We start from the raw sequence: 7960 nt of genomic DNA, 5'->3' as shown, positions 1-7960 counted from the left end.
GTTACGCACCACGCCTTCAGTAGCTGAACAGGAGGGACAGCTGATAGAAACAGAAGCCACTGGAGCACCTCAAAAACACCATCATACACTAAATCAGTAAGTTGGCACCATTACCAATTCATTGTTGAGATAAATTCAACAGTTGGGATAAAACGTGCGTCCGTGCAACCTTTTTCTTATGTTTAACCGCTTTTTAGCGCCTCAGGCTGCATTATTCTTATGGTTGAAAAAGCCTTGCATGACGGGGCTCTGCGTAAAGAGTCAGAACTGTGATCGGCTTCAAATGTGTTGTAAAGGCGTTGTTAAAATATGTTCAAAACTGATGACTGAGGAAGCTGTGATATGAATTCCATCTTTACCGAAGAGAACCTGCTGGCCTTCACCACCGCCGCACGCTTCGGCAGCTTCAGCAAGGCGGCTGCCGAGCTGGGGGTCACCACCTCCGCCATCAGTTACACCATCAAGCGCATGGAAACCGGGCTGGACGTGGTGCTGTTTGTGCGTAACACGCGCAGCATTGAGCTGACCGAGTCCGGGTTCTACTTTTACCGCAAAGCCACCGACCTGCTTAACGACTTCCACGCCATCAAGCGCGGGATTGATACCATTTCACAGGGCATCGAGGCGCGGGTGCGCATCTGTATCAACCAGCTGTTATATACGCCGCGCCATACCGCGCGGCTGCTGCAGGTGCTGAAAAAGCAGTTTCCGACCTGCCAGATCACCGTCACCACCGAGGTCTATAACGGCGTGTGGGATTCGATCATCAATAACCAGGCCAATATCGCCATTGGCGCGCCGGACACGCTGCTCGACGGCGGTGGGATTGACTACACCGAGATCGGCGCCATCCGCTGGGTGTTTGCCATTGCGCCGGCGCATCCGCTGGCGTTCGTTCCGGAACCGATAGCGGAGAGCCAGCTGCGCCTGTATCCCAACATCATGGTGGAAGATACCGCACACACCATTAACAAGAAGGTGGGCTGGCTGCTGCACGGTCAGGAGGCGATTCTGGTGCCGGACTTTAATACCAAATGCCAGTGTCAGATCCTGGGAGAGGGGATAGGTTTTTTACCGGAGTATATGGCGCGGGACGCGGTGGAAGACGGGATGCTGGTGACGCGACGTATCAATAACCCGCGTCAGGATTCGCGCATGCTGCTCGCCACGCAGCATGCCGCGACAGGCCAGGTCACGCGCTGGATCAAACAGCAGTTTGGTCCAGCGGGTGTGCTGACCGATATCTATAGCGATTTACTGTGGCGCGCTTAGCTTTTGCTCTGTACCCAAAATGCGTGAATGAGGCCGGGGAAGTAGCCCAGCAGCGTCAGAAGAATGTTGATGATAAACGCCCAGCCAAGCCCTTTGCCCAACAGCACGCCCAGCGGCGGCAGCAGGATGGTAAAAACAATACGCCAAAAACCCATATTAACACTCCGTGCAAGCTAATCCATTGAAAATAATAGAGAGAACCCTTTCTAAGCATAGCCAGTTTACCTGTCTGCGCCAGTTCCCTGCTCCGCGTTTACCCTCTTTTACGCTTTTGACGCTGGCGTAATGCGCGCAAATACTTTAGTATTACCTTAATTAAGTAAATGCTAAAGTACTATGACTGAACTTGAACAGCTTCAGGCCAGCGCAGAGCAGGCCGCAACGCTTTTAAAAGCAATGAGCAACCCGCGTCGGCTTCTGATCCTCTGCACGCTGTGCGGCGCCCCCGGCACCAGCGCGGGGGAGCTGGCCCGCGCGACGGGCCTGAGTCCTTCCGCCACGTCGCAGCATCTGGCGCGCATGCGTGAGGAAGGCCTGATCGCCAGCACCCGCGAGGCGCAGCGCATTCTCTATTTCATTAAAAACGACGCGGTGCATCAGCTTATCAGCACCCTGAAAACCCTTTATTGCCCGTAAGGAGCCGCCATGTCACTTCCCCTTCTTTCGCCGCGCGAGGCCAATGCCCGCATCGCCGATGGCGCAAAACTGATTGATATTCGTGATGCCGACGAGTACGCCCGCGAGCATATTCCCGCCGCGCAGTCCGTGCCGCTGGATACCTTACCCGGCGGACTTAAAACGCAGGCGGGCGAAACGGTGATTTTTCACTGCCAGTCTGGCGCACGCACCTCAGGCAATGCCGATCGCCTTGCGCAGGCTGCCGCCCCTGCTCAGGCATTTGTGGTCGAAGGAGGCATTCAGGGCTGGAAGCAGGCGGGTCTGCAGACAGTCGAAGACAAAACCCAGCCGCTGCCGCTGATGCGTCAGGTGCAAATCGCTGCCGGGCTGCTCATTCTCTGCGGCGTAGTGCTGGGCTATAGCGTCTCAGACGGCTTTTTCCTGCTCAGCGGCTTCGTGGGGGCCGGGCTGCTGTTCGCCGGTGTGACCGGTTTTTGCGGCATGGCGCGGCTGCTGAAGGTGATGCCCTGGAACCGGCGTACCTCATAAGCAGTAATCGGTGAAATACGCTGTACCCGGTGTCATACGTGGGCTAAGGTGAAGATCGCTAAAACGATGAGGAGGTAATATGTTTTCTGTCGGTGATTATGTACAACCGCGTAAAGGCGGCCCGAAGCTGAAAGTGCTCGAAGTGAACGGTGAAAGCGTGGTGGCGGTACAGGCCAGCAATGAACAAGGCGAGAAATATACCCTGAAAGCCGCCGAGCTGGCGCCGTATACCGAAGACGGTGATTTCGGCGTCTGCTGAAAAGAGTGCCGGGCGGTATGTTCCGCCCGGTTCACGCATTAGATTAGAAAATCATCCAGTGATTTCCCCTCTGCCAGCGCGCTGGCAATAGGCTTTGGCGTACGGCCCTGGCCGGTCCACGTTTTCTCTTCACCGTTCTGGTCAATAAAGCGGTATTTCGCTTCACGCGGCTTACGCTTTTTCGTGGATTTACCCGTCTGCGCCAGTTCAGAGCCCAGCAGATCGGTCGGTGAAATACCATCGGCTTTCATCCGCTCCAGCAGAGCATTAATTTTCTCCTGCTGCTCGGCTCTCTGCTGCTCTAATTCCGCCAGCTCACTACGTTTCTCTTCAGCAACGACCCTGACTTTTTCCAGCATTTCCTCAAGAACGTCCAGGGATAATTCGCGTGCCATGGCGCGCAGAGTTCGGATATTATTAAGATTCTGTAACGTCAAAGACATATTATTTGAAAACCTTTTGTTTAGGGTAAATAGATAAATCACCGACAGAATAATTCATTTCCGCTGAAATATCTACCCGCAGGCTGGCCAGTCAATAGCGTAAATATGTTTAACTGTCGCCGTTAATATTATCTTATAACGTCTGAGCGATACGCAGGGATTCAATCATCACTGCAATATAAAGGGTCAACCTTAATCAAAATTTCAGCATTCTGCGCTACCCACAAAAGCACTGACTCACCTTTCAACATCAAGATAGTTAAGCTAATGATTTAAAACCAAAAATCATCGCACGAGACAGATTATAACGAAGCGAACAAAAAACCATCAATTTTAGAGAATTTTGTGGACAAAACGCGATTAAATAAAAATTAATCACTAGTTGTTACTTCAAACGTAGAGATATACGCTATACACGTCAAACAAACCAACCTAAAGCACTAAGCGCTTCGGGAAAATCGTTTCTTTTGTGTTCTTCTCAAGGAGTTCAGACATGTTCTCACCGCAATCACGCCTTCGCCATGCTGTGGCGGATACTTTCGCGATGGTTGTCTACTGTTCCGTTGTGAACATGCTGATCGAAATATTCCTCTCCGGAATGTCCTTCGAGCAGTCACTTTCTTCTCGTCTGGTGGCGATTCCGGTCAATATTATTATTGCCTGGCCTTACGGTTTATACCGCGATGCCGTCATGCGCTTCGCGCGGCGTGTCAGCCCCGCAGGCTGGGTGAAAAACCTGGCAGACGTTCTGGCCTATGTGACGTTCCAGTCGCCGGTTTACGTGGCCATTCTGTTGACGGTGGGCGCGGACTGGCACCAGATCGCGGCGGCGGTCAGTTCGAATATTGTGATTTCAATGCTGATGGGGGCGGTGTATGGCTATTTCCTCGACTACTGTCGCCGCCTGTTTAAGGTCAGCCAGTACAGCCAGGCTAAAGCGTGATGTGAAGCGACTGGCGCAGGCCAGTCGCAAATTTACTGTACGTCGCCAAACAGTCCCTTCAAAAACCGTTCCAGCGCCATACGCGAGCTGAAACCATGCGGAATACCATAATGCTCATGCGTCTCTCCGCCTAAATAGAGCGGAAATTGCTGATAATGATCGCAGGTTTTAATATCCGAGGCAGGCTCAGCAAATGACAGACTTCTGTCTTTCAGCGTCGGGTGAATAATGAGAGCGGTACGTCCCATTCTTGCTTCACGATTAACGTAAACATAATTCTCGCCACGGCGATATCCATACGCTTTTGGCGTCACCTCATCCATGGTGAATCCCTCTTTTTCAAGAACGCGTGCCACCTCGTCAGGTCGTAAATACATATCTTTTCCTCGTTATCTTTTCCTGCCCGGCAACCTTACAGTATTCAGCATTAGCAGGGCTTTCAGAATAGTCCATAAACTGGCGGATATCGCGTGATGCGCTTCAGATATTAAATTTCTGAACTAAACTGAACGGGAACACAAAATTACGGAGGATCGTATGTTTAACAGACCGAACCGAAACGATATTAACGACGACGCTCAGGATATTCGTAATGATGTCAGCCAATTAGCAGACACGCTGGAAGAGGTGCTGAAATCCTGGGGAAGTGACGCGAAGGACGAAGCGGATGCCGCAAAACGTAAGGCTCAGTCTCTGCTCCGTGAAACCCGCGCACGCCTAAATGGCCGCACGCGTACCACACAGGCTGCCTGCGATGCGGTCAGCTGCGCAACGACCTTCGTGCGCGAAAAACCGCTCTGCACGCTCGGCACGGTAGCGGCAGTCGGGATCTTCGTCGGCGCTCTGCTTAGCCTGCGTAAGTAAGCGCGAGCCATTAGCCCCGGTCGCCGCTGGCACCGGGGCTTTTTAATGCCCGCAAGCCTGAAAAACCCGTACAACATCCCCTGCCCCGCTGTGCTCATCATCAGGGCATCATCAATCTAAATTTCCCATATCTTGTATGGTTGAAACTTAAGACAACTACATCTAGTATTCCTTTTAGCAAGATACACACAACCTGACGCGATGATTCGCGCCGCTCTCTCATTTTAAATGGAAATACGAATCATGAGCATTATTATTTACACTCGTAACGATTGTGTTCAGTGCCACGCGACCAAACGGGCGATGGAAAGCCGCGGCGTGGCGTTTGAGATGGTGAATATTGACCAGCAGCCCGAGGCCGCCGATACCCTTCGCGCGCAGGGTTTCCGTCAGCTTCCGGTGGTGGTGGCCGGGGAGACCAGCTGGTCTGGCTTTCGCCCGGACATGATCAACCGCATCGCCGCGCAGGCCGCACGGGCATGAGTCGGCTGGTCTTCTTCTCCAGTAGCTCGGAAAACACGCTCCGTTTTATGGCGCGCGTCGGGCTGCCTGCGGTGCGCATTCCCCTCAACGAGCGGGAGCGCATCCGGGTAGAAGAACCGTACATTCTGGTGGTGCCCAGCTACGGCGGCGGCGGTACGGCGGGCGCAGTGCCTCGTCAGGTGATCCGCTTTCTGAACGATCCGCATAACCGCGGGCTAATCCGAGGCGTGATCGCGGCGGGCAATCGCAATTTCGGCGATGCCTTTGGCCGCGCCGGAGATGTCATCTCTCAAAAATGCGGCGTGCCGTATCTCTATCGCTTTGAGCTGATGGGGACGCAGCAGGACGTCGAAAACGTGCGTAAAGGAGTGAACGAATTTTGGCAACGACAACCGCAGAACGGGTAATACAGGCGACACCGGATTACCACGCATTAAACGCAATGCTTAACCTCTATGACCGGGAGGGACGCATTCAGTTTGATAAAGACCGTGAGGCGGTGGACGCCTTTTTTGCCGCCCACGTGCGGCCCAACAGCGTGACCTTCGCGAGCCAGGATGAACGTCTCGACTACCTGGTTAACGAAGGTTACTACGACGCCCGCGTCCTCACCCGCTACGCACGCGCCTTCGTCGTGAAGCTGTTTGAACGCGCCCACGCCAGCGGCTTTCGTTTCCAGACGTTCCTTGGCGCGTGGAAGTTCTACACCAGCTACACCCTGAAGACCTTCGACGGTAAGCGCTACTTAGAAAGCTTTGAAGATCGCGTGGTGATGGTCGCGCTGACCCTGGCGCAGGGCGATGAAGCGCTGGCGCAACAGCTCACCGACGAGATCCTCTCCGGCCGCTTCCAGCCCGCCACGCCGACCTTTCTCAACTGCGGCAAAGCCCAGCGCGGCGAGCTGGTCTCCTGCTTCCTGCTGCGCATTGAAGATAATATGGAGTCGATAGGCCGCGCGGTGAACTCGGCGCTGCAGCTCTCCAAACGCGGCGGCGGCGTGGCGTTTCTGCTCTCGAACCTGCGTGAAGCGGGCGCGCCGATTAAGCGCATCGAAAACCAGTCCTCCGGCGTGATCCCGGTCATGAAGATGCTGGAAGATGCCTTCTCCTACGCCAACCAGCTTGGCGCGCGTCAGGGCGCGGGCGCGGTTTATCTGCACGCGCACCACCCCGACATTCTGCGTTTCCTCGATACCAAGCGCGAAAACGCCGACGAAAAAATCCGCATCAAAACCCTGTCGCTCGGCGTGGTGATCCCGGATATCACCTTTAAGCTCGCCAAAGAGAATGCCGACATGGCGCTCTTCTCGCCGTATGACGTTGAGCGGATTTACGGCAAAGCCTTTGGCGACGTGGCGATAAGCGAGCTGTACGACGAGCTGCTGGCCGACGATCGCATCCGCAAAAAAACCATCAACGCCCGCGATTTCTTCCAGACGCTTGCCGAAATTCAGTTTGAGTCCGGCTATCCGTACATCATGTACGAGGACACGGTGAACCGCGCAAACCCGATTGCCGGGCGCATCAACATGAGCAACCTGTGCTCGGAGATTTTGCAGGTCAACAGCGCCTCCCGCTATGACGAGAATCTGGACTACGCGGAGATCGGCAAAGACATCTCCTGCAACCTCGGGTCGCTGAATATCGCCCACACCATGGATTCCCCCGACTTTGGCCGCACGATAGAAACCGCCATTCGCGGGCTGACGGCGGTGTCGGACATGAGCCACATCCGCAGCGTGCCGTCCATCGAGGCGGGCAACGCCGCGTCGCACGCCATTGGCCTCGGGCAGATGAACCTGCACGGCTACCTGGCGCGGGAAGGCATCGCCTACGGCAGCCCGGAAGGGCTGGACTTCACCAACCTCTATTTTTACACCGTCACCTGGCACGCGCTGCATACCTCGATGATGCTGGCGCGCGAGCGCAACCAGCGTTTCGCGGGCTTTGAGCAGTCCCGCTACGCCAGCGGAGAGTATTTCAGCCAGTATCTGGAAGGCGACTGGCAGCCGAAAACGGCGCGAGTAAGGGAGCTGTTTGCCCGCGCCGGGATCGTCCTGCCGACGCGCGAGATGTGGCAGCAGTTGCGTGATGATGTGATGCGCTACGGCATCTACAACCAGAACCTGCAGGCCGTACCGCCAACCGGTTCGATCTCCTACATCAATCACGCCACGTCGAGCATTCACCCGATCGTGTCGAAAATTGAAATTCGCAAAGAAGGCAAAACCGGACGCGTTTACTACCCTGCCCCGTTTATGACCAATGAGAACCTGGCTTTGTACCAGGACGCGTATGAGATCGGCCCGGAAAAAATCATCGATACCTACGCCGAGGCGACGAAACATGTGGATCAGGGACTCTCGCTGACGCTGTTCTTCCCGGATACCGCCACCACGCGGGACATCAACAAAGCGCAAATCTACGCCTGGAAGAAAGGTATCAAGACGCTCTACTACATTCGCCTGCGCCAGCTTGCGCTGGAAGGCACCGAAATTGAAGGCTGCGTGTCCTGCGCGCTGTAAGGAGA

At 54.8% G+C, this 7960-nt stretch carries 13 protein-coding genes; 9 read left to right on the top strand and 4 right to left on the bottom strand.

Features of this window, described 5'->3' with window-relative positions:
• Window positions 1-60: IS1 family transposase (locus tag FHC52_RS23065; protein ID WP_131646547.1), on the bottom strand; the 60-nt coding region annotated here is incomplete at its 3' end.
• A gap of 282 nt (window positions 61-342) precedes the next feature.
• On the opposite strand from FHC52_RS23065, the gene FHC52_RS17925 reads away from it, so the two are divergent.
• Window positions 343-1272 (top strand): LysR substrate-binding domain-containing protein, encoded by a 930-nt coding sequence (locus tag FHC52_RS17925; RefSeq protein WP_126289077.1) that lies wholly within the window; start codon window positions 343-345, stop codon window positions 1270-1272.
• Here FHC52_RS17925 and FHC52_RS17920 read toward each other — a convergent pair.
• Window positions 1269-1427 (bottom strand): YqaE/Pmp3 family membrane protein, encoded by a 159-nt coding sequence (locus FHC52_RS17920; protein ID WP_008502562.1) that lies wholly within the window; start codon window positions 1425-1427, stop codon window positions 1269-1271. The two genes, FHC52_RS17925 and FHC52_RS17920, sit on opposite strands and share 4 nt — an antisense overlap.
• Window positions 1428-1608: 181 nt before the next feature.
• On the opposite strand from FHC52_RS17920, the gene FHC52_RS17915 reads away from it, so the two are divergent.
• The 3 genes from FHC52_RS17915 (at window position 1609) to FHC52_RS17905 (ending at window position 2698) form a co-directional block, all read left to right on the top strand.
• Window positions 1609-1908 carry a helix-turn-helix transcriptional regulator gene (locus FHC52_RS17915; protein WP_008502563.1) on the top strand — a complete coding sequence of 100 codons (300 nt, stop codon included), beginning with the start codon at window positions 1609-1611 and terminating at the stop codon, window positions 1906-1908.
• Between the two features lie 9 nt (window positions 1909-1917).
• Window positions 1918-2439 (top strand): rhodanese family protein, encoded by a 522-nt coding sequence (locus tag FHC52_RS17910; protein WP_021241967.1) that lies wholly within the window; start codon window positions 1918-1920, stop codon window positions 2437-2439.
• A 79-nt stretch (window positions 2440-2518) separates the two neighbouring features.
• Window positions 2519-2698, top strand: coding sequence for a hypothetical protein (locus FHC52_RS17905; protein ID WP_008502565.1), 180 nt, complete (start codon window positions 2519-2521; stop codon window positions 2696-2698).
• A 38-nt stretch (window positions 2699-2736) separates the two neighbouring features.
• On the opposite strand, the gene stpA is transcribed toward FHC52_RS17905, so the two are convergent.
• Window positions 2737-3141 (bottom strand): DNA-binding protein StpA, encoded by a 405-nt coding sequence (stpA, locus tag FHC52_RS17900; RefSeq protein ID WP_008502566.1) that lies wholly within the window; start codon window positions 3139-3141, stop codon window positions 2737-2739.
• A 493-nt stretch (window positions 3142-3634) separates the two neighbouring features.
• Between stpA and alaE the strand changes: the two genes are divergently transcribed.
• Complete coding sequence (gene alaE, locus FHC52_RS17895) at window positions 3635-4084, top strand: L-alanine exporter AlaE (RefSeq protein WP_023294397.1); 450 nt, start codon at window positions 3635-3637, stop codon at window positions 4082-4084.
• Between the two features lie 32 nt (window positions 4085-4116).
• On the opposite strand, the gene FHC52_RS17890 is transcribed toward alaE, so the two are convergent.
• Window positions 4117-4461, bottom strand: a complete 345-nt coding sequence (locus FHC52_RS17890) for a DUF2002 family protein (RefSeq protein WP_008502568.1) — start codon at window positions 4459-4461, stop codon at window positions 4117-4119.
• A gap of 160 nt (window positions 4462-4621) precedes the next feature.
• Between FHC52_RS17890 and FHC52_RS17885 the strand changes: the two genes are divergently transcribed.
• The 4 genes from FHC52_RS17885 to nrdE all read left to right on the top strand — a co-directional run bounded on the left by FHC52_RS17885 (window position 4622) and on the right by nrdE (window position 7955).
• Complete coding sequence (locus FHC52_RS17885; RefSeq protein WP_008502569.1) at window positions 4622-4948, top strand: DUF883 domain-containing protein; 327 nt, start codon at window positions 4622-4624, stop codon at window positions 4946-4948.
• 243 nt (window positions 4949-5191) lie between these two features.
• Window positions 5192-5431, top strand: coding sequence for a glutaredoxin-like protein NrdH (gene nrdH / locus FHC52_RS17880; RefSeq protein WP_008502570.1), 240 nt, complete (start codon window positions 5192-5194; stop codon window positions 5429-5431).
• Window positions 5428-5838 carry a class Ib ribonucleoside-diphosphate reductase assembly flavoprotein NrdI gene (gene nrdI, locus FHC52_RS17875; protein WP_126289078.1) on the top strand — a complete coding sequence of 137 codons (411 nt, stop codon included), beginning with the start codon at window positions 5428-5430 and terminating at the stop codon, window positions 5836-5838. Before nrdH ends, nrdI begins: the two co-directional genes overlap by 4 nt.
• Window positions 5811-7955, top strand: a complete 2145-nt coding sequence (nrdE, locus tag FHC52_RS17870; RefSeq protein ID WP_128299406.1) for a class 1b ribonucleoside-diphosphate reductase subunit alpha — start codon at window positions 5811-5813, stop codon at window positions 7953-7955. The genes nrdI and nrdE overlap by 28 nt, the downstream gene beginning before the upstream one ends.
• Window positions 7956-7960 lie beyond the last annotated feature (5 nt).

Source organism: Enterobacter sp. EC_64 (assembly GCF_019584165.1).
Taxonomy (GTDB): domain Bacteria; phylum Pseudomonadota; class Gammaproteobacteria; order Enterobacterales; family Enterobacteriaceae; genus Enterobacter; species Enterobacter roggenkampii.
The sequence above is the reverse complement of the archived record's forward strand: the minus strand, read 5'-3'. Positions and strand labels throughout refer to the sequence as shown.

Excerpts from the sequence above, each read along its gene's own strand:
- FHC52_RS17925 (WP_126289077.1), top strand. The coding sequence starts at position 343 with ATGAATTCCATCTTTACCGAAGAGAACCTGCTGGCCTTCACCACCGCC.
- FHC52_RS17920 (WP_008502562.1), bottom strand. The coding sequence starts at position 1,427 with ATGGGTTTTTGGCGTATTGTTTTTACCATCCTGCTGCCGCCGCTGGGC.
- FHC52_RS17915 (WP_008502563.1), top strand. The coding sequence starts at position 1,609 with ATGACTGAACTTGAACAGCTTCAGGCCAGCGCAGAGCAGGCCGCAACG.
- FHC52_RS17910 (WP_021241967.1), top strand. The coding sequence starts at position 1,918 with ATGTCACTTCCCCTTCTTTCGCCGCGCGAGGCCAATGCCCGCATCGCC.
- FHC52_RS17905 (WP_008502565.1), top strand. The coding sequence starts at position 2,519 with ATGTTTTCTGTCGGTGATTATGTACAACCGCGTAAAGGCGGCCCGAAG.
- stpA (WP_008502566.1), bottom strand. The coding sequence starts at position 3,141 with ATGTCTTTGACGTTACAGAATCTTAATAATATCCGAACTCTGCGCGCC.
- alaE (WP_023294397.1), top strand. The coding sequence starts at position 3,635 with ATGTTCTCACCGCAATCACGCCTTCGCCATGCTGTGGCGGATACTTTC.
- FHC52_RS17890 (WP_008502568.1), bottom strand. The coding sequence starts at position 4,461 with ATGTATTTACGACCTGACGAGGTGGCACGCGTTCTTGAAAAAGAGGGA.
- FHC52_RS17885 (WP_008502569.1), top strand. The coding sequence starts at position 4,622 with ATGTTTAACAGACCGAACCGAAACGATATTAACGACGACGCTCAGGAT.
- nrdH (WP_008502570.1), top strand. The coding sequence starts at position 5,192 with ATGAGCATTATTATTTACACTCGTAACGATTGTGTTCAGTGCCACGCG.
- nrdI (WP_126289078.1), top strand. The coding sequence starts at position 5,428 with ATGAGTCGGCTGGTCTTCTTCTCCAGTAGCTCGGAAAACACGCTCCGT.